This is a genomic window from Arachidicoccus ginsenosidivorans (genome assembly GCF_007971385.1).
GTDB lineage: Bacteria > Bacteroidota > Bacteroidia > Chitinophagales > Chitinophagaceae > Arachidicoccus > Arachidicoccus ginsenosidivorans.
Map to the genome: position 1 here is coordinate 4,667,142 of NZ_CP042434.1, position 18,667 is coordinate 4,685,808.

Below are 18,667 nucleotides of genomic sequence, written 5' to 3' on the forward strand. Positions count from 1 at the left end.
GATAAATATTGAAATATGACAAACAAAGACATTGCGGCACGCTTTAAACTACTGGCTGAACTAATGGAACTTCATGGGGAGTCACCCTTCAAAATCCGGTCCTACCAGAACGCTGTTAGAACCATTGAAAAATTTGCCCTGAATTTTAAGGATATGACAGCTGAACAGATCCGGGAAATCCCGGGTATCGGTGCTGCTGTCAGCGCCAAGACACTGGAATTACTGGATACGGGCCATATTAAAGTTTTGGATCAGTGGATGGACAAAACCCCGCCGGGCATTATTGAAATGCTATCGGTTAAAGGGTTGGGACCCAAAAAAATAATCGTCATCTGGCGGGAACTAGGTGTGGAGAACTTAGGTGAGTTACTTTATGCCTGCGAAGAAAACCGCCTGATGTTGCTCAAAGGTTTTGGGGAGAAAACCCAGAACAATATCAAGGAAGCCATTTTGTTTTTTCAGGACCAGGCGGGCCAGTTTTTATATGCGCAGGTGGAAGCCTTGGCCTTGGAGCTGGATCTGGAGCTTCAGCGAACAAGTAAAATAGGAACGCCTGAGGCAAAGCTTAAAATGACAGGCCAGCTGCCCAGACAGTTACCGGTCATTGAATATTTAGAATGGGTAACCACCTTAAATCAGCAGCAGCTGCGCCCCTTATTTGAAAGTGCGGCCATGGCAAATTTATATCCTGCTCCAGACTTTGAGGTGATAGAAAATGAATCAGGTCCAACATTATTATTGGTCAAAAGTGGTAAATTGCCGGCACTTCATTTTATTTTGCTTACGCAAAGTGAGTCGTTTGACAGGGCGGTATTTTTTCAAAACTGTTCCCCGGTATTTAAAGAGGCCTTTGAAAATAATTTCCCAGATCAGGTGACAAGCGACAACTGGAACGAACAGGATTTGTTTAAAACCCTGGGATTAAGCCCTATTCCGGTACCTCAAAGAGAGTTTCCGGATATTATTCAAAAAGCCAAAACGATCTCAGGTGATTTTCCTCCTGTTATTACTCCATCCGATATAAAAGGCATTATTCACTGTCATAGCCGCTATAGTGATGGAGGACAGACACTTAAAGAAATGGCCGTCGCCGCCAAATCGAAAGGTTTTGAATACCTGGTCATCTCTGATCACTCCAAATCTGCCGGATACGCCGGCGGCCTGCAGCCAGCCAGGATTCTGGAACAGCATGAAGAGATCGATGAACTCAATAAAACCCTGGCGCCTTTTAAGATTTTTAAAAGTATTGAAAGTGATATTTTACGCCATGGCGATCTGGATTATCCGCCAGATATTCTCTCCAGCTTTGATCTGGTGATTGCCTCCGTGCATTCTGTATTAAAAATGGACCAGTCGGATGCGACCAGTCGGCTTATAAAAGCCATCGAAAACCCATTTACGCATATTTTGGGACATATGACCGGTCGGTTGTTACTCAGCCGTAAAGGCTATCCGCTGGATATGGAAAAAGTACTGGACGCCTGCCGGGCAAATAATGTGGTGGTTGAACTCAATGCCAATCCCCGCAGGCTGGATATTGACTGGACTTATATTCAAAAGGCTTTGGATAAAGGCATTATGTTATCCATTGATCCCGATGCCCATAGCATCAGGGGCATGGATGATATTCGTTACGGTGTACTGGTGGCTCAGAAGGCAGGACTTACCGCCCGGCAGAATCTCAGTAGTTTTGATCTGGATACGATGCAACAGTATATATATAATTTAAAAATAAAATAAAAATTAATGTATTAATTGCCCGTCGTAAAACCTCAAATTGACTAACTTTGGTACTCTCATAAATTAAAGAAAAGGATTATGGAAAAAAAGTTTGATTTTGGTATGATTGGTCTTGGTGTAATGGGCCAGAACCTTTTATATAACATGGCCGATCACGGCTTTAGTGTTCTGGGCCTTGATCTGGATGAAAAAAAGGCAAAAGCGCTGGAAGATGGTGCGCCAGAAGGCACATATGTAAAAGGCACTACAGATACCAAAACCTTTGTAGAGGGTCTCTCTACACCTAGAAGAATTACCTTGCTGGTACCTGCCGGTAAGCCTGTTGATGCAGTGGTTGCCAGCCTACTCCCCTTTTTGGATAAAGGCGATATTATTATTGATGGTGGAAATTCTCATTATACAGATACCTTAAGAAGAGTAAAAGAGCTAGCCCCCAAGGTTTCCATTTTATGGGTATGGGTGTATCCGGTGGTGAAAAAGGTGCTCGTTTTGGTCCCAGTATTATGCCGGGTGGGGATAAAGCAGCCTATGATCATGTTAAACCGCTACTTGAAGCCATTTCTGCCAAGGTTGGTAAAGATCAGGAGCCTTGTACGGCTTATATGGGCAAGGACGCCGCCGGCCATTTTGTAAAAATGGTGCATAATGGTATTGAATATGCGATTATGGAAGTCATCAGCGAAGTCTATGATCTGCTTAAAAATGGTCTCGGTTATACCAACGACCAGTTGCACGAATTGTTTGGCCGTTGGAATGATGGCAGACTACAGTCTTTTTTGATAGAAATTACGCGTGATATATTTGCCACCAAAGACCCCGAAACAGGTGGTTACCTGGTGGATATGATTTTAGATAAAGCCGGTGCCAAGGGCACAGGTAAATGGACCTCTCAGGATGCCATGGATACAGGAGTTGCTATTCCAAGTATCGATATGGCAGTTTCTATGCGTACCTTATCTGCCTACAAGGATGACCGCCTGAAAGCAGCCGCCTTGTATCAACCGGTTATTCATAAAATTCAGGAGGATCCGGCAAAATTTGAGGCGCAGGTAGAAGCGGCTTTGTATGTATCTACCATTATCTGTTATGCACAGGGCCTCTCCTTGCTGGTTAAAGCCTCCGAAGAATTACAAATGGAGATCCCCTTGAAGGATGTGGTTAAAATCTGGAGAGGCGGTTGTATCATCCGCTCTACTCTTTTAGAAACCTTCTACCAGGCTTACCTGGCTGACCCGAATCTCTCCAATATTTTGTTGGATGCAAAGGTCGCCGCCGAAGTGAAAGCTGGCCAACAGGATTTAAGGGATGTTGTCTCTCAGGCTGCTAAAAGTGGTATTGCTATTGGGGCTATTCAGTCCTCACTGGCCTATTTGGAATCTTTTGTGTCCGCAAAAATGCCGACCAATCTGATTCAGGCACAAAGAGATAATTTTGGCTCTCATACTTATCAGAGAACAGATAAAGAAGGTATCTTCCATACACAGTGGGAAGCCCATCCTTAAATAATAAGTAAATTTAAAATAAAGGCAGTACAGTACATCAACGATACGGTGCTGCCTTTCACTTAACTTAATCTCAATCTCAATCAAATAACGAATGGCTAAAAATAACAATCATAAAAAGCCCACTGCGACCGTTGTCTTTATATTTGGCGGTAGCGGAGATTTAAATCAGCGCAAATTAACACCGGCCCTTTATAATCTGTTTATCGATGAATTTATGCCGGATAATTTTGCGATCATCGGCACGGGCCGTACGGATTATTCTGATGAGAAATTCAGAGGTCATCTTTTGCAAGGTATCAAAGAATTCTCCAGAAGAAAAGATGATAAAAATGCGACCTGGGAGAGTTTTCAGCAACATATCTCCTACCTGCGCATGGATGCAGATAAGCCGGAGGATTATAATGGTATTGCAAAAATTATTGAGGATCGGGAAAAAGCCTGGGGTGAACATCCTAATGTACTTTTCTACTTGGCGGTAGCGCCTCAACTGGTGCCAGATATTGCCACCAATCTTAAAAAATTAAAACTCTGCAAGGATAAAAACAATACCCGGATTGTGGTGGAAAAACCCTTCGGTCATGACCTGCAGAGCGCAAAAGAGCTCAATAGTCTTTTAACTGGTTTATTTGAAGAAAATCAGATCTACCGGATTGACCACTACTTAGGCAAAGAAACCGTTCAAAATATCCTGGCTCTGCGTTTTGCCAATGCCTTGTTTGAACCTATCTGGAACTGCAATTATATCGATCATGTTCAGATCACGGCTGCAGAAACCGTGGGCGTGGAAGACAGAGGCGGCTATTACGAACAGGCAGGTGCCCTACGTGATATGGTACAGAACCATATATTGCAGGTACTTTGCATGATTGCCATGGAAGCGCCGGTCTCTTTTGAGGCCAATGAGATCCGCAATAAAAAATCTGACGTGCTTAATGCCATCAGAAAGATTAATAAACACGAAGTGCAGAAGTATGCTGTTCGTGGTCAGTATGGCAGCGGTTGGATGCAAGGTAAAAAAGAAAAGGCTTACCGGGAAGAAAAAGGCGTGAATCCTGAATCAAGCACCGATACTTTTGCTGCGGTTAAGTTTTATATTGATAACTGGCGCTGGCAGGGTGTTCCATTTTACGTTAGAACAGGTAAACACCTGATGGAAAAAACGACACTCATCACCATTCAGTTTAAAGAAGCACCTAAATATGCCTTCCCGACAGAAGCTTCGGAAACCTGGCGGGCCAACAGGCTGACCATCAGTATACAGCCAGAAATGGATATCCGGTTGCGTTTCCAGGCCAAGCGGCCAGGACAAACCATGTCGCTGAACCCGGTGGATATGGTCTTTAGTTATAATGATAACTATGATGAGCCACAACCGGAAGCCTATGAAACTTTATTACTGGATGCCATGATGGGCAATGCGACGCAGTTTATGCGGGGGGATCAGGTAGAAATTGCCTGGGAAGTGGTAGCGCCTATTCTGGAAACCTGGGAAAGTCGCCCGCCGGTTGACTTCCCTAATTACGCACCTGGCTCCTGGGGTCCGGAAGATGCAGAGGCACTCATCGCAAGAGATGGCAGAACCTGGGTGACACTGCCTCCTAAAAAAGACAGAAAAGAATCTTAATCATAATGGATTTAATAGAAGCCTGAGCCGCTAAATTAGCCTCAGGCTTTTATATAATCATTATCTTAAACATTTTTTCGTGCATTATCCTGCGCTTTGGCGCTGCTAATAAACCGCTATTAGGCAGGGTCAATAAGGGGCAAGGATGGACGAGTGCCAAGAACAGGGAGATATACTGAATTCTTGATAATAGTTGTTATTAGAGGATACATCTGGATAAATAAAAAGATTATGCAAATACACAAATCAAAAGATATAGATCAGCTGAGCCAGGACTTTGCTCACTTTCTGATCGATTACGCGAATCAGAAAATCGCCATCAATGGTGCGTTCTCTGTGGCGCTGTCAGGTGGCAGTACACCAAAGAAACTTCATTTACTACTGGCCAGCGACGATTTTAAGGATAAGACAGATTGGTCAAAATGGCATTTTTTTATGGGAGATGAAAGGTTTGTTCCTTTCTCAGATGATAGAAGCAATGCCAAAATGTGCTATGAGACCTTACTGGACCGGGTACCAGTGAATAAAAACCAGATCCATTTCTATCAAACGGAAAATATAGAACCGGCCGAGAGCGCCCTGCAATACGAAAAGCTGCTGCGTGGCTTTTATGAAGGCAAACAAACGGGCATTGACCTGGTGATCCTGGGTATGGGAGACGATGGTCATACCCTGTCATTATTCCCAGGTCAACCGATCATTCATGAAACTAAAAAATGGGTGGACAGTTTTTGGTTGGAAGCGCAGGATATGTACCGCATTACGATGACGCATCCAATAGCCAATCACGCGGGTGCTGTCGCCTTTTTGGTCGCGGGTGCTGGCAAGAGTAAAGCTTTGAAAGCTGTTTTGGAAGGCGCGTATGAGCCCGATATTTACCCAAGTCAAATAATCAGCCCCACCAGCGGTGAATTGCATTGGTTTATTGATGAGGCCGCTGGCGGCCTACTGTAAATAATGTTCAGGCTCCAGTTGAGGTAAGTCAATATTGACTTATTGAATTGTTAAAGGGTGAATGTGCAAGGCAAATCTTTGTGAAGTGCATAAGTTCAATGATTTGCGCTCATAACGAAGGTGCTAACTATTAGAATAAATCTAATTTGATTTAGGATCTCAGTGAATTGTCAGACAATTGTAAAAAATATTTTTTTTCGTTGATGCAAAACTGCTGTTAGTTTTGTAGTTTTGCATCGAATTATTTAGACTAAACAAGTGATATGAGCTTTAAAAAGTTATTAACTTCCGCAGTTGGCCGAAAATTAACCATGGGTGCCACAGGTCTTTTCCTCGTTCTATTTTTAATTGTACATGTCGGACTTAACCTCTGCATTTTTGCCAATGACGGTGGAGAGATGTTCAACCGTGCAGCGCATTTTATGGGGGGCAACTGGGTACCTCGTGTGCTGGAAATCGGGTTGTTTTTCTTTTTAATTGTTCATATTGTCCAGGGGCTGATACTTGAAATGTCCAATAGAGCCAAAAGAGGCATCGGATATGAAAAAAGCTACGGCAACCGAGGTTCCAAATGGTATAGCCGTTCTATGGCGCTGCTGGGTATTCTGATTTTGATTTTTCTGATCCTGCATATTTCTAATTTCTGGTTACCCAACCGTGTTCACCAGGGATTTTTATTAGGAGAAGAAATCAATCTGTATGACCGCATGAAAGTCACCTTCAGCATTGGTTGGATTGTGATCGTTTATCTGATCGGACTGATCGCCCTTGCCTATCACCTGATGCATGGTTTTCAAAGTGCATTTAGGTCACTGGGTGTACACAATAACAAATATAACAAACTACTCACCTGCATCGGCCGTGGATTTGCGATTATCGTTCCGCTGTTATTTGCCCTGATGCCCCTGAGTTTTTATTTTGGCTGGTTGAGCTAGCCCACTACAAAGAACCCCTGAAAAGCCGGGTTCTTTTGTATGCAATACGATCATATAATCATTACAACTTTTTATAGCATGGCATTTGATTCAAAAGTACCCAAAGGACCATTAGAAAATAAGTGGACAGAATACAAAGACCACTGTAAACTGGTCAATCCTGCCAATAAACGCAAACTGGAAATCATCGTAATTGGTACGGGACTGGCTGGCGCCAGTGCGGCAGCCTCTTTGGGAGAAATGGGGTATAAAGTTAAGTCATTTTGTTTTCAGGATTCTCCCAGACGCGCTCACTCTATTGCCGCACAGGGAGGTATTAATGCTGCAAAAAATTATCAAAATGACGGCGACTCCGTCTTCAGACTGTTTTACGACACCCTAAAGGGCGGCGATTACCGCTCCAGGGATTCCAATGTATACCGACTGGCTGAAGTCAGTGCCAATATTATCGATCAATGTGTCGCACAAGGGGTTCCCTTTGCCAGAGAGTACGGCGGACTTTTGTCCAACCGTTCCTTTGGTGGTGTGCAGGTGCAGCGTACTTTCTATGCAGCCGGGCAGACTGGACAACAGTTATTATTAGGTGCCTATAGTGCCCTGGAAAGACAAGTTGCACTCGGTAATGTACAGGTGTATGATCGCCATGAAATGCAGGAAGTGGTACATATTGATGGCAAAGCCAGAGGTATTATCGCCCGTAATATGATGACAGGAGAGCTGGAAAGACATTTTGGCTATGCAGTGCTTATCTGCAGCGGCGGTTATGGCAATGTTTATTTTCTGTCAACCAATGCAATGGGTAGTAATGTTACAGCCGCCTGGAAAGCACACAAGCAAGGCGCTTATTTTGCCAATCCCTGCATGACACAGATTCATCCGACCTGTATCCCGGTTACCGGAGACCATCAGTCCAAATTGACACTGATGTCTGAGTCCTTACGCAATGATGGTAGAATCTGGGTCCCCAAGCAAAAAGACGATAAACGAAAAGCGAATCAGATTCCTGAACAGGAAAGAGATTATTATCTGGAAAGAAGATATCCTGCCTTTGGTAACCTGGTGCCCCGTGATGTGGCCTCCAGAGCTGCCAAAGAAAGATGTGACGCCGGTTACGGCGTAGGCACCACCAAACAGGCGGTCTATTTGGATTTTACAGAAGCCATTAATCGTTACGGAAAGATTGAGTGTGGCAAGCATGGGATCGATAATCCTTCTGCAGAGATTATTCGCCACCACGGACTGGAAGTCGTTAAGGAAAAATACGGCAACCTGTTCGATATGTATGAAAAAATTACCGGAGAGAACCCTTATGAAGTACCTATGCGCATCTACCCTGCCATCCACTATACCATGGGCGGTCTGTGGGTAGACTATGAACTGATGACTTCAGTTCAGGGGCTTTATTGTTTGGGAGAGGCCAATTACAGTGACCATGGTGCCAACCGACTGGGCGCTTCCGCCCTGATGCAGGGACTGGCGGATGGTTATTTTGTTATTCCGTATACGCTGGGTAATTATCTGGCCGGTGAAATCTATCATAAACCCATCTCAACCGATCATGAAGCCTTTGCAACTGCCGAAAAGCAAGTAGCGCAAAGAATAGCCAAACTGATGGGCATCAAGGGCAAACATAGCGTGGATCATTTTCACAAACGGCTGGGCAAGATTATGTGGGAATATTGCGGTATGGCCCGTAATGAAGCGGGACTTAAACAAGCCATACAGGAAATACGGGAACTCCGGGCTGAATTCTGGCAGGATTTACGCATTCCGGGATCTGACAAAGAATATAATCCGGAACTGGATAAGGCAGGCCGTGTGGCTGACTTTTTAGAACTGGGAGAACTCATGTGTCTGGATGCACTGGACCGCGCAGAAAGCTGTGGTGGACACTTTAGAGAAGAGTCTCAGACGCCAGAAGGAGAAGCGCTTAGAAACGATGAAAAGTTCATGTACGTATCTGCCTGGGAGTTTAAATCTGTTGGCGAGTGGGAATTACATAAAGAACCGTTGATTTTTGAAAAAATCCAGCCCACACAGCGTAACTATAAATAGCGTCAACCCCTATTTATGCGGTGCTTGACCTCGCCCAAGTAACCAAAGTGAAGGGCTTGGGAATGGACATAGCAATCGGATTGGACAAGGATATACATAAAACACGACAACCTTTAGTGACTGAAACAATATTTTAATTAGATCACGGACCTAAAGGCAAAATATAAAATTAGGCATTATGGAACATTACAATATGCATTTGACGCTTAAAGTATGGCGCCAGGCTGGTGCAAACGCTCAGGGCGGATTTAAAACCTACGGGTAGATAATATCTCATCAGAAATGTCCTTTTTGGAGATGTTTGATGTGCTCAATGAACGGCTCATTGAAGAAGGAGAAGATCCCATTGCTTTTGATCATGACTGTAGAGAAGGGATCTGTGGTGCCTGTTCCATGGTGATCGATGGTAAACCGCATGGCCCCTGGGCACAAAATACCACCTGTCAGCTGCATATGCGTGCCTTCCAGGATGGTGACACCATTATTGTTGAACCCTGGAGAGCGAAGGCTTTCCCGGTAGTGAAAGATTTGATGGTAGACAGATCTGCTTTTGACAGAGTCATCCAGGCCGGTGGGTATATTTCTGTAAATACAGGCAACCCGGCAGATGCCAATGCGATACCTATTGATAAAAAATCTGCGGACGATGCATTTGCAGCAGCGGCCTGTATTGGTTGCGGCGCCTGTGTAGCCGCCTGTAAAAATAGCTCCGCTATGTTATTTGCCGGAGCGAAAGTCTCTCAGCTGGCTTTATTACCACAGGGAGATCCGGAAAGAAAAACCCGCGTTATTGAAATGGTGGCTCAAATGGATAAGGAAGGATTTGGTTCCTGCACGGCAACCGGGGCTTGTGAAGCGACCTGCCCGAAGGGGATTTCTATAACCAATATTGCCAGACTTAATAAAGAGTATATGCGGGCGATCTTGTCCAGCGAGGAAGCATAAGATTTTGGGCCCTGAATAAGTCGGCCGTCCAAAGATGATAACTTCCTGGCTGATTTATTGCTGAACTATTTATGCAGATGGATTCTTGAAGTAATAGTGCCTTTTGCTCCGTAGATTTATTAAATAACCGGTTGGGGCATTTGTTTCAATAAATAGAAAATAACAAAATAGAAAAAATGACAAAATTGCCAGCGCATCATGCGCTGGCAATTTTGTCTATCCCGGTTGGTTATTTGATTTGATTTGATTTTTTGCCATGGGGCTTCCGGGCCATTGTTTAGCCAGCATTTTCGCTATCTGCCCCCCTACTGTATTTGCGCAGTTGCTTCAACCCTATTTTTTGATAAAACGGCCCTTTTGGTTGTTTATCCGGTAATCATAAATCCCGCTTTTGAGTTGCTGTATACTTATTTTGTTTGCCCCTGCTGCAACCATCCCATTAAGTACCTGTCTGCCATTTAAGTCAAAAATCATCAGACGGCCGGCAGCACTGGAGATAAAATAAATATAATCTGTGGCTGGGACTGGATAAGCCTTTACGGTAGTTGTCTGGGAGACATCAGTCCCTGCTTTGGGCTGGTAAATAATGGCGCTATAACTTACCCGGCCGTTTAAATCCATTTGTTGGAGTCTATAGTAGTTGTTTAATTCTGGACTTGGATCCAGAAAACTATATGCTAAGCCGACGCTGCTATTGCCACTCATTGACTTGCTGGGCTCAAAGCCAATGGTCGTATAGTGGATTGCGTCAACGCTTCGCTGGACGTAAAAGCCTTTGTTATTAATTTCTGTAGCGGTCTGCCAGGTAAGGGTAATGATGCCTTTGTTGTAGCTGGCTGAAAAGTCGCTTAAATTTACAGGTAAGGTCAGTGGACTACAGGGACTGCTAGCGCCTCTGGTTGCTGCGCCTATATTGCCGCCTGTACCGTTATAATCCACTACGATGGTCGCATCGCTGGTGAGTGGATTGCCGGATCCTTGTTCTAAATTGCCGGTGATTTTAATAAAGCCGGACCCGGAAATAGCCACAGGGGTGATCGCCGCATCATTGACCAGGTTGGTAGTCGTGATACTGCCCGGGCAGCTGAGTTGATTGGTACCCCCGGAAATAGTGAGCGTTCCCAAAGTGGTGAGCGCACCGCTGATTTGACTTTCTGGATTGGCTAATGTCAGATTGCCTGTTGTGGTAAAGACGCTGCCGGCATCCATGATTAAATGTCCGTTATTGAATCGACTATTACCACCCACCTGAAGGTTACTTTTGGTGAGTAGATGAACACTTTTCCCATCATTTAAGGTGGACGCATAGTCCTTTGTTATACTAAAAGTGGCATTTTCCCCTAGCGTTACCATTTTAGAGCTGATAAAACTACCATTGACCGTCAAGTTGGCTGCTGTACCTAAAAGGATATATCCTCCCACCTGCAGGCTGCTACCTGGGTTTTTATTTACGGTTAGCTGACCGAAAATGATCAGATTGGCTCCGGCGTAGGTATCTGTGCAATTAAGCTGCACCACTGCTCCCTGAGGTATGGTGACGTTTATATTACCCGTACCACTGCAATTATAGGTGCCGGTGGTAAGGGTGACGTCCTGGTTTATATAGCCTAGGTCTTGCGCATTGAGAAAAGTCATGGCACAAAGCAGCAGTCCACATAGAAGTAGATTCTTTATCATAATGTGTTGGGAGTTAGATTGTAGAATGGACCTGAATATAAAGATCCATTCTACGGGTTTTAGTTTTGGTGTATGTTTTAAGATTTAAGACCCGGCGGTTTTTTAAAAAAAACACCGCGAGATAAATTTTTTAAGGCGCTTAATTTTGGTTGCGGCCATCGACAAAACCTTAAGGTGTATCCGTACTGATTTATTTTATGTAACCAGTAGCTGGCGTTCCTTGGATTATCACTTGGATTATCACTTGGATTAACTCTTGGATAACCTTTGGGTTTGGGTTTAAGTAGTCATAATAAGGGTAATATACTTTTTAATCATCAAATGCGTCACTATTCAATGCCTACATGTTATCTTTGTTAGGTCATGTATTTAATTGCGGCATTTTGTGGGTACGCCGCTTCAATTACAGGCCATTTATTTTTAATTCCTGAAGCAAAACTACGATGAGCGACCATAACAGGCAATCGGGGGTAACCCCTACTTTTGGGGAGGCAAAAGCAGTTCCTATAATCATGGCCGGATGCGCGCTCTTTGTGCGGGAGCAGGCTTATTGATCTTTTCACTGATACTTTTACTCATTACCGGCTGTAAAAACAAACCGACACGGCAGCCTAAATTAGTGAGTTCAGCTGATAAACAGCTTGTTACAAAAGCACTCGCCTCCATGGACAGTTTGCAGGAAGACCCTCATAATAAGATTGCGCACTTGAAATCCTACTATACTTCACTGTCTGAACCATTGAAAGCAAGCTTTGCCCGGCCTATTTTCAAAAAGCTTTTTATGATCGCCTACGCCCATCCAGATAGCACGGTACTGCCTTTTTATAAAGCGCAGTTTATCCTAAGTCAGGATCAACCGGAGATTCAGGCGCAGACATTACTCTCTCAGGCAGCCTATTATCTGTATATCAATCAACAGGCTGACAGCGGCTTACTGGCACTTCAGGCCTTAAAACCTTACAGAGCTGCCTTTAATGATACGGTGTATAATTCTTATTACGCTTTAATCGCCCAGACCTATTATCAAAAAGGAGATTTTCAGCGGGCCGCTGATTATTACTTGAAAGCCATTAAGATTTCTGAAAAATTGAAAGATAGTATGTCCATGATTGGGAATTATGGCAATTTGGCTGCTATCTATTCCAGTATGGATGAGGAAGATAAGGCGATCCCCATCAAAAAATGGAGTCTGGAATATTATACCCGGCACAAAAATGACGCGTATGCCTTTATTGGTGAGGTGAGCCTGGCCAGATCCTATGCTACTTTATCCCAGATGGATAGTGCTTTTTATCATTATAAGCGGGCGCTGGCTTTAAAAAAAACCGGCGTCAGTAATCCAAGTGTAGAAATAATTCTATATACCAATCTGGGGGAAATCTATTATGAAAGAAACAACCTGAAAAAGGCGCTCTATTTCTTTGATCTGTGCAAAGCCCCATTGGCAGCCATCGGTACTGAAGAGCAGCGCCTGATGTATGTCATATTTTCTACCCCTGCCTATGAACAGGTAAAAACGGATCTCTTTTCAGAAATTAAAGACATGAAAACAGCTATTCAGCTGTTTTCTGATCAAAATAACCTGATCCTGGTAAAGGCAGCATATTTTAACCTTTATATGGTTTATGACAAACGCCATCAGTATCAAAATGCCTTAGGATATTATAAATCCTACGATTCGGTCACCAATATCCTGTCCAGTCAGGCGAATAATAAATATATAACCCGCTTAAGGACACAGTACGATTTGCAGAAAAAGGAAACCACCATCGAAAAACAACAAAAGCAAATCGAGCGCAAAACAGCTTTTACCCGGTTGCTGGGGGTGCTGCTAATTGCAGGCGTTGCTATTGCCGCTTTTTTGATAACCTATACCAGATTACGTAGGAAAAGAAAAGAAACCGCTTTGCAACAGCAGTTCTCCGCCGGCCTTATCGCGCGTGGTGAGGCAGAGCGTGGTCGACTGGCCAGGGATTTGCATGATGGACTGGGTCAAAATATTCTGGTATTAAAACACCAGTTGAAAGATGGGGGAAAAATAGATGCTGCCAGTATTGACCGACTATTAGAAGAAGTAAGAGCGATTTCCAGAGGTGTGCATCCGATTATTTTGGACCAGATTGGTTTTAAGGAGAGTGTCTATCACATTTGTAAACATCTTTCAGAAAAAGAATCGCTTTTTATTTCTACAGACCTTCAATACAACGGCGAATTGGGTAAGGAAAAAGAACTGCAGCTATTCAGGATCTTTCAAGAAGGGCTCAATAATGTGATTAAATATGCCCAGGCGCAGGCAGCCAATATACAGACTAAGATTGAGGGCAGTGATTTTGTTGCCGTAATTCGCGACAACGGCAAAGGATTTGATGTTCAATCAACCCTGAATAGTGGCGCTTCTTTTGGCCTTTTCAGCATCCTTGAACGTAGCCGTGCCATTAATGGCAAGGCCTCCATTCACTCTTCCACTAGCGGCACACTGATTAAAATAAAAATACCTATTCATGGCTGATATATTACTGGCAGACGATCATCCGGCCATTCTTCTGGGCATCAAAACTTATTTAGTGCAAAACGGCCATCATGTGATGGCCTGCTGCACGAATGGCATAGAGGCCTATAATAATATAATGACCAAAAGACCTCATATCGCTATTTTGGATATTAGCATGCCAGGTATGACTGGTATTGAAATTGCCAGTAAAGTCATTCAGTCCAGGTTGCCCAGTAAAATCGTTTTACTGACCCTGGATAAAGAGCTGGCTACTTACAATTATGCAAAAAAATTGGGGTCAGCGGCTTTTTATTAAAGGATTTTGCACTCGATGAATTAGATCAATGTATTCAGGCTATTGTAAGAGGAGAAACTTATTTTAGTGAACAGTTAACTGCCAGTCTGCATGTGGGCAGCCAGGCCACTGCCCACAACACTTTATCACTTTTGACCTTCTCGGAGAGAAAAATACTGGAACTGATCAGTCAGCAGAAGTCTTCTAAGGAAATAGCCGCGATGCTGTTTATTTCTGAAAAAACGGTAGAGACCCATCGGGCGCACATTATTAAAAAATTAGATATCCCTCCGATTAAAAATGCCCTGCTTAAATGGGCCATTGAAAATAAAAGGGAACTCTAGGGCTTGCTTAAAAAAGTAACTGATTGCCCTATTTTTGAAAAGCCAGCAGCAGTTACCATGCAGTTAAAGCATGGCAATCAAAGCTGGCCCGAATATCCAACATCCGATAATCAAACTAATAACGGCTGCCACCAGCACCGCAGCGGCGGCCAAGTCTTTTACCAGGCCTATTTGGGGATCCCAGCCAGGATGCAGGCTATCTGCCAGGTGTTCTATAGCGGTATTGATGATTTCCAGGGCGAGTACCATGGCAATACATATCAAAATGATGCACCACTGCCAGCCACCAATATGCAGGAAAATACCCAGCAATATGGCTAACACGGCAGCGGCGCTATGCAGCCACATATTGTGCTCGTTTTAAAAGCATAGACGATGCCTTTAAAAGCGAATAAAAAGCATCGGGCTCTTTGTTGCCAAAACCTTTTCCTAGGGGAAGTCGTTGTGGATGGCTTTGGGCGCTGATGATCTGCTATGGACTTAGGGTCTTGCATACTTAGGGCTTCGTTTTGAGCTTGATTAAAGAAGTAGATTCAGGACGTTATTTCGGGACATCGTTTCAAGAATTGTGTCAAGACTTAGGGTGTGCTTTTTTATAAACTTCCTTCAGCTTTTCAATATTGGTGTGGGTATAGACCTGGGTGGCCGCCAGGCTGGCGTGGCCCAGCAATTCTTTCACCGCACTCAAATCTGCCCCGGCATTCAGCAGATGGGTGGCAAAGCTGTGGCGCAAAATATGCGGACTCTTTTTTTTAAGATCCGTTACTTCTGCCACCAAGGTGCAGACCATATGATATACTTTTTTGTCATAGAGCGGTTTGCCTTTGTGGTCTGTCAGCAAAACGCTGTCTGGGTTGTTTTGCGTAAGTTCGGGGATCTTTGTTTTTTCCTGCTGGTATTGACTGATGAGTGCCACGAGACTGTCTGCTACGGGGATTAAACGCTCTTTGCCGCCTTTGCCGAGTACTTTAATTTGTTTTAGGCTTTTGTCTATATCTTTTTGCTTTAAAGAAATCAGCTCACTACGCCGGATGCCACATTCATACAACAGACAGATGCTTAGATAGGCTGTTAAATCATGGAAGTATTTTTTCCAAATCTGGGTCGATTGGCCATCTGGACCTGCCAGTGCATCGCTTCCCTGCAAAATACCAGCCGCTGCTTTAGCACTAAACTGTTCCGTTTCCAATAAGCCTTCTATTCGGCCTGGATGGATAAGGGCTGCTGCTTCGTTTTCCTTTAAAAAGGAGGGCAGCCTTTTGCTGATCTTTGGAAGCGTAATGGCGGTGAGTGGGGAGCTATCCACCAACTGGTTGCGTAATAAGTATTTATAAAAAGATTTTAAGGAAGATATCTTTCTATGCAGGCTTTTATTGCCGATGGGATGGGTTTTGTCGTTTTTAAGGGCCACCATCCAGCTGCGTATGACGGGTGCCTTTACTTTTTCAAATTCGAGGCCATCGTAATGGGTTACCAAGTAATCAAAAAACTGATTCAGGTCAATTTGATAGGCAAGTACGGTATGCACAGAATAGCGCTTCTCAAATCTGAGATAATCCAGAAACTGACCCAAAGCCGGGATCCTGGCTGCCGCCCCTTCATGTGTTGCTTGCTGGTCCATAAAAAATTAGCCTTAAAGTTAGTACTTTAAGGCTAAAATCTTATCGTTATTGATAATAGATGCGAGATTATTTCTCAATCTTGCCAGAAGCAATGTCTTGCTTATAGACCGCTTTCAGGACTTCAAAGCGACGTTTTACGGACGGTTTGGTAAAGTGCTGGCGCTCTCTTAACTGCAATAACGTCTTGCTTTTCTCAAATTTCTTTTTATACTTTTTGAGTGCTTTATCGATGTTCTCACAATCTTTGGAATCAATAATCAACATAATTTTATATACCCCTTTTGGTTAAAGATGCGCAAAAATAGCCAACAATCAGGATATGACAAAAAATATACCTTCTTTTTGTAAGTTGTATAATTATATATACTGAATATCAACTAGTTGTAGAATTATCGCTGCGCAGGTTTTTAAAAATGCAGGTTGTAGGGTTGCCGCTACTGCATCCTGTGCCCTTTTGGCACAATCCCTGCATTTTTTGCTGCCATTACTCAGTAATCCTTGCTTTGTTTTGAACGCCGAGCGATTTATTTGGATTAACTTTGCCACTATGTTTACAGGAATCGTAGAAACAGTAGGTAAGATATTGGATATTTCGGCAAGTGGCCATAATTTATCTTTTTGGCTGGAAGCTGATATTACCCGGGAATTAAAGGTAGATCAAAGTATGAGTCATGATGGTATCTGCCTCACCGTAGAGGCCATCAATGAAAGTCGCTATCAGGTGACGGCCATTGAGGAAACGATCCGTAAAAGTAATATCAGCGAGTGGCAGATAGGCAAAACAGTGAATTTAGAGCGTTGTATGACCCTTGGCGGCCGCCTGGATGGTCATATCGTTCAAGGACATGTGGATGCCACAGGAACTTGTCTTAGCGTTACGCCTGAAAATGGCAGTTATCTGTATCGTTTTAGCTTTCCTAAGCCGTTTAATCATCTGATTATAGAAAAAGGCTCTATCGCTGTTTCTGGCACGAGTCTGACTTGTTTTGATGTGGGCGATGGTGTCTTTTCAGTGGCCATCATTCCCTATACTTATCAGCATACGAGCATCAGTCAGATTAAGCCCGGTGATCTGGTCAATCTGGAATTTGATGTCATTGGAAAATATATTGCCCGCATGCAGGCCTTTACGGTAGCAACTAAGCATTAACCCTGGTGAACTGGCCTTGGATTTTTCAGGGTAAACAATAACTTACTTAAACTTATTTAGCATTAAAACGCAGTTTTTCAAGCTGCTTTTACTTTAAAAAAATACTGATCATGTCCGAATTTTCAATGGGTGATGCCATGAAAAACTTTATGCAGAAAAGCCGTCTTAAAAATGGACTTAAGTCCGCTGCCATTGAACAGGTCTGGCAGGAGATTATGGGCGAGGTCATTGCAAAATACACCAATAAACTGCAGATCATCAACCAAAAATTATTTATAACAACCAGTAATGGTCCTTTAAAAAATGAATTGATGTTTCAAAAGCAGCTGATCATTGAAAGGATCAATGAAAAAATGGGCGCTGGCACGATAAGCGAAGTGGTTATCAACTAATTCAATCAATCAGTTAATCAATTTTTCAACCACTTATTCAATTAATTCGTGCGTATGCCAGTGGTGTTGCCAGCTAATAAATAGTAAATATGAAGTAGGTAAAGGTGGTGGTTTCGTTCTTTGTCCCGGCCGCTAGCGGCCCGGACAAAGAACGGGCATTATTTATCTACCTTTTCGTTGAAGGATGTGCCTGGTAGTAATCGCAAGCGCACTTTTTCCACGGAGCTTCTAAACATTTTAAGAATGGTAATTTCATAACCGGCGAGTTCCAGCACTTCTCCTTCGACCGGTACACTGCCATGACTAAAGGTAATCAGACCTGACAGGGTGGAATAATCATCATCATTTACCGGGAAAGCCTTAGGCAGGTATTCATTGATATCTTCCAGGGTTTCATGGGATTGCACAAGAAAACTTCCATCCGGTTGCTGTACCGCAATGGGTAATTCTGCGTCGTGTTCATCCTGGATGTCTCCGACCAGTTCCTCCAGGATATCTTCCATGGTGACAATACCAGCCAGATCGCCATATTCATCTGTTACAACGGCAATCTGCAGGTGATCTTTCTGAAAGGACTTTAAAATATCCTTGATTTTCATGGAATCCGGGATATAAAACACCGGTCGCAATATTTTTTTAATATCTCTGGTTTTGCCTGCATTGACAAATTGCAGGATATCTTTAACGGTCAGGATGCCGACCAGTTCATCCAGCGAATCTTTATATACGGGATAACGGGAATAGCCCTCGGCTACGACTGTATTTACAATCTCATCAAAACTCGTATCAATATCAAGGGCCACGATATCTTTTCGGTGGGTCAGAATTTCTCTGACCCTTCTGGAGTCAAAGTCAAATACATTATTAATCAGCTCTCTTTCAGAGTCTTCAATGGCTCCTCCCTCCTCACTTTCTGTGATGATCATTTTGATCTCTTC

General features: G+C 43.5%; 16 protein-coding genes and 1 pseudogene. 12 read left to right on the plus strand and 5 right to left on the minus strand.

What is annotated here, in order from left to right; all coding sequences use genetic code 11:
- The first annotated feature begins 15 nt into the window (after window positions 1–15).
- The 7 genes and pseudogenes from FSB73_RS18795 (at window position 16) to FSB73_RS18825 (ending at window position 9,758) form a co-directional block, all read left to right on the plus strand.
- Complete coding sequence (locus tag FSB73_RS18795) at window positions 16–1,740, plus strand: DNA polymerase/3'-5' exonuclease PolX (protein WP_146785722.1); 1,725 nt, start codon at window positions 16–18, stop codon at window positions 1,738–1,740.
- A 144-nt stretch (window positions 1,741–1,884) separates the two neighbouring features.
- Window positions 1,885–3,242, plus strand: a pseudogene (gene gndA / locus FSB73_RS18800) (NADP-dependent phosphogluconate dehydrogenase).
- Between the two features lie 94 nt (window positions 3,243–3,336).
- Window positions 3,337–4,869, plus strand: a complete 1,533-nt coding sequence (gene zwf, locus FSB73_RS18805) for a glucose-6-phosphate dehydrogenase (RefSeq protein WP_146785725.1) — start codon at window positions 3,337–3,339, stop codon at window positions 4,867–4,869.
- A gap of 231 nt (window positions 4,870–5,100) precedes the next feature.
- Window positions 5,101–5,823 (plus strand): 6-phosphogluconolactonase, encoded by a 723-nt coding sequence (pgl, locus tag FSB73_RS18810; protein ID WP_146785728.1) that lies wholly within the window; start codon window positions 5,101–5,103, stop codon window positions 5,821–5,823.
- A gap of 263 nt (window positions 5,824–6,086) precedes the next feature.
- A complete protein-coding gene (locus tag FSB73_RS18815; RefSeq protein ID WP_146785731.1) occupies window positions 6,087–6,758 on the plus strand; it encodes a succinate dehydrogenase cytochrome b subunit in 672 nt (223 codons plus the stop codon).
- 78 nt (window positions 6,759–6,836) lie between these two features.
- Complete coding sequence (locus FSB73_RS18820; protein ID WP_146788596.1) at window positions 6,837–8,813, plus strand: fumarate reductase/succinate dehydrogenase flavoprotein subunit; 1,977 nt, start codon at window positions 6,837–6,839, stop codon at window positions 8,811–8,813.
- 282 nt (window positions 8,814–9,095) lie between these two features.
- On the plus strand, window positions 9,096–9,758 hold the full coding sequence (locus FSB73_RS18825; protein ID WP_262712390.1) for a succinate dehydrogenase/fumarate reductase iron-sulfur subunit: 663 nt from the start codon (window positions 9,096–9,098) through the stop codon (window positions 9,756–9,758).
- Between the two features lie 333 nt (window positions 9,759–10,091).
- Here the strand turns inward: FSB73_RS18825 and FSB73_RS18830 are convergent, their stop codons facing one another.
- Window positions 10,092–11,435, minus strand: a complete 1,344-nt coding sequence (locus FSB73_RS18830; protein WP_146785734.1) for a T9SS type A sorting domain-containing protein — start codon at window positions 11,433–11,435, stop codon at window positions 10,092–10,094.
- Window positions 11,436–11,955: 520 nt separating this feature from the next.
- On the opposite strand from FSB73_RS18830, the gene FSB73_RS18835 reads away from it, so the two are divergent.
- From FSB73_RS18835 to FSB73_RS18845, 3 genes are all read left to right on the plus strand, one after another.
- Entirely contained in the window at window positions 11,956–13,944 is a 1,989-nt protein-coding gene (locus FSB73_RS18835; protein WP_146785737.1) for a tetratricopeptide repeat-containing sensor histidine kinase, read from the plus strand.
- Window positions 13,937–14,242, plus strand: coding sequence for a response regulator (locus FSB73_RS18840; RefSeq protein WP_146785740.1), 306 nt, complete (start codon window positions 13,937–13,939; stop codon window positions 14,240–14,242). Before FSB73_RS18835 ends, FSB73_RS18840 begins: the two co-directional genes overlap by 8 nt.
- Before the next feature lie 92 nt (window positions 14,243–14,334).
- The gene (locus FSB73_RS18845; protein ID WP_146785743.1) at window positions 14,335–14,565 is read left to right on the plus strand and encodes a response regulator transcription factor; all 231 of its coding nucleotides are present in this window, start codon (window positions 14,335–14,337) and stop codon (window positions 14,563–14,565) included.
- 63 nt (window positions 14,566–14,628) lie between these two features.
- Here the strand turns inward: FSB73_RS18845 and FSB73_RS18850 are convergent, their stop codons facing one another.
- The 3 genes from FSB73_RS18850 to rpsU form a co-directional block, all read right to left on the minus strand.
- Window positions 14,629–14,913, minus strand: coding sequence for a diacylglycerol kinase family protein (locus FSB73_RS18850; RefSeq protein ID WP_146785746.1), 285 nt, complete (start codon window positions 14,911–14,913; stop codon window positions 14,629–14,631).
- Between the two features lie 223 nt (window positions 14,914–15,136).
- Window positions 15,137–16,186: a tyrosine-type recombinase/integrase gene (locus tag FSB73_RS18855; protein ID WP_146785749.1), complete on the minus strand. Its 1,050-nt coding sequence runs from the start codon at window positions 16,184–16,186 to the stop codon at window positions 15,137–15,139.
- A 67-nt stretch (window positions 16,187–16,253) separates the two neighbouring features.
- Window positions 16,254–16,451, minus strand: a complete 198-nt coding sequence (rpsU, locus tag FSB73_RS18860; RefSeq protein ID WP_146785752.1) for a 30S ribosomal protein S21 — start codon at window positions 16,449–16,451, stop codon at window positions 16,254–16,256.
- 283 nt (window positions 16,452–16,734) lie between these two features.
- Between rpsU and FSB73_RS18865 the strand changes: the two genes are divergently transcribed.
- Window positions 16,735–17,337: a riboflavin synthase gene (locus FSB73_RS18865; protein WP_146785755.1), complete on the plus strand. Its 603-nt coding sequence runs from the start codon at window positions 16,735–16,737 to the stop codon at window positions 17,335–17,337.
- A gap of 110 nt (window positions 17,338–17,447) precedes the next feature.
- Window positions 17,448–17,729 (plus strand): DUF721 domain-containing protein, encoded by a 282-nt coding sequence (locus FSB73_RS18870; RefSeq protein ID WP_146785757.1) that lies wholly within the window; start codon window positions 17,448–17,450, stop codon window positions 17,727–17,729.
- A 158-nt stretch (window positions 17,730–17,887) separates the two neighbouring features.
- Here the strand turns inward: FSB73_RS18870 and FSB73_RS26995 are convergent, their stop codons facing one another.
- The gene (locus FSB73_RS26995; RefSeq protein ID WP_262712663.1) at window positions 17,888–18,655 is read right to left on the minus strand and encodes a hemolysin family protein; all 768 of its coding nucleotides are present in this window, start codon (window positions 18,653–18,655) and stop codon (window positions 17,888–17,890) included.
- Window positions 18,656–18,667: the final 12 nt, after the last annotated feature.

Bases quoted from the DNA above. Each gene is read 5' to 3' on its own strand.
- FSB73_RS18795 (WP_146785722.1), top strand. From the start codon at position 16: ATGACAAACAAAGACATTGCGGCACGCTTTAAACTACTGGCTGAACTA.
- zwf (WP_146785725.1), top strand. From the start codon at position 3,337: ATGGCTAAAAATAACAATCATAAAAAGCCCACTGCGACCGTTGTCTTT.
- pgl (WP_146785728.1), top strand. From the start codon at position 5,101: ATGCAAATACACAAATCAAAAGATATAGATCAGCTGAGCCAGGACTTT.
- FSB73_RS18815 (WP_146785731.1), top strand. From the start codon at position 6,087: ATGAGCTTTAAAAAGTTATTAACTTCCGCAGTTGGCCGAAAATTAACC.
- FSB73_RS18820 (WP_146788596.1), top strand. From the start codon at position 6,837: ATGGCATTTGATTCAAAAGTACCCAAAGGACCATTAGAAAATAAGTGG.
- FSB73_RS18825 (WP_262712390.1), top strand. From the start codon at position 9,096: ATGTCCTTTTTGGAGATGTTTGATGTGCTCAATGAACGGCTCATTGAA.
- FSB73_RS18830 (WP_146785734.1), bottom strand. From the start codon at position 11,435: ATGATAAAGAATCTACTTCTATGTGGACTGCTGCTTTGTGCCATGACT.
- FSB73_RS18835 (WP_146785737.1), top strand. From the start codon at position 11,956: ATGCGCGCTCTTTGTGCGGGAGCAGGCTTATTGATCTTTTCACTGATA.
- FSB73_RS18840 (WP_146785740.1), top strand. From the start codon at position 13,937: ATGGCTGATATATTACTGGCAGACGATCATCCGGCCATTCTTCTGGGC.
- FSB73_RS18850 (WP_146785746.1), bottom strand. From the start codon at position 14,913: ATGTGGCTGCATAGCGCCGCTGCCGTGTTAGCCATATTGCTGGGTATT.
- FSB73_RS18855 (WP_146785749.1), bottom strand. From the start codon at position 16,186: ATGGACCAGCAAGCAACACATGAAGGGGCGGCAGCCAGGATCCCGGCT.
- rpsU (WP_146785752.1), bottom strand. From the start codon at position 16,451: ATGTTGATTATTGATTCCAAAGATTGTGAGAACATCGATAAAGCACTC.
- FSB73_RS18865 (WP_146785755.1), top strand. From the start codon at position 16,735: ATGTTTACAGGAATCGTAGAAACAGTAGGTAAGATATTGGATATTTCG.
- FSB73_RS18870 (WP_146785757.1), top strand. From the start codon at position 17,448: ATGTCCGAATTTTCAATGGGTGATGCCATGAAAAACTTTATGCAGAAA.
- FSB73_RS26995 (WP_262712663.1), bottom strand. From the start codon at position 18,655: ATGATCATCACAGAAAGTGAGGAGGGAGGAGCCATTGAAGACTCTGAA.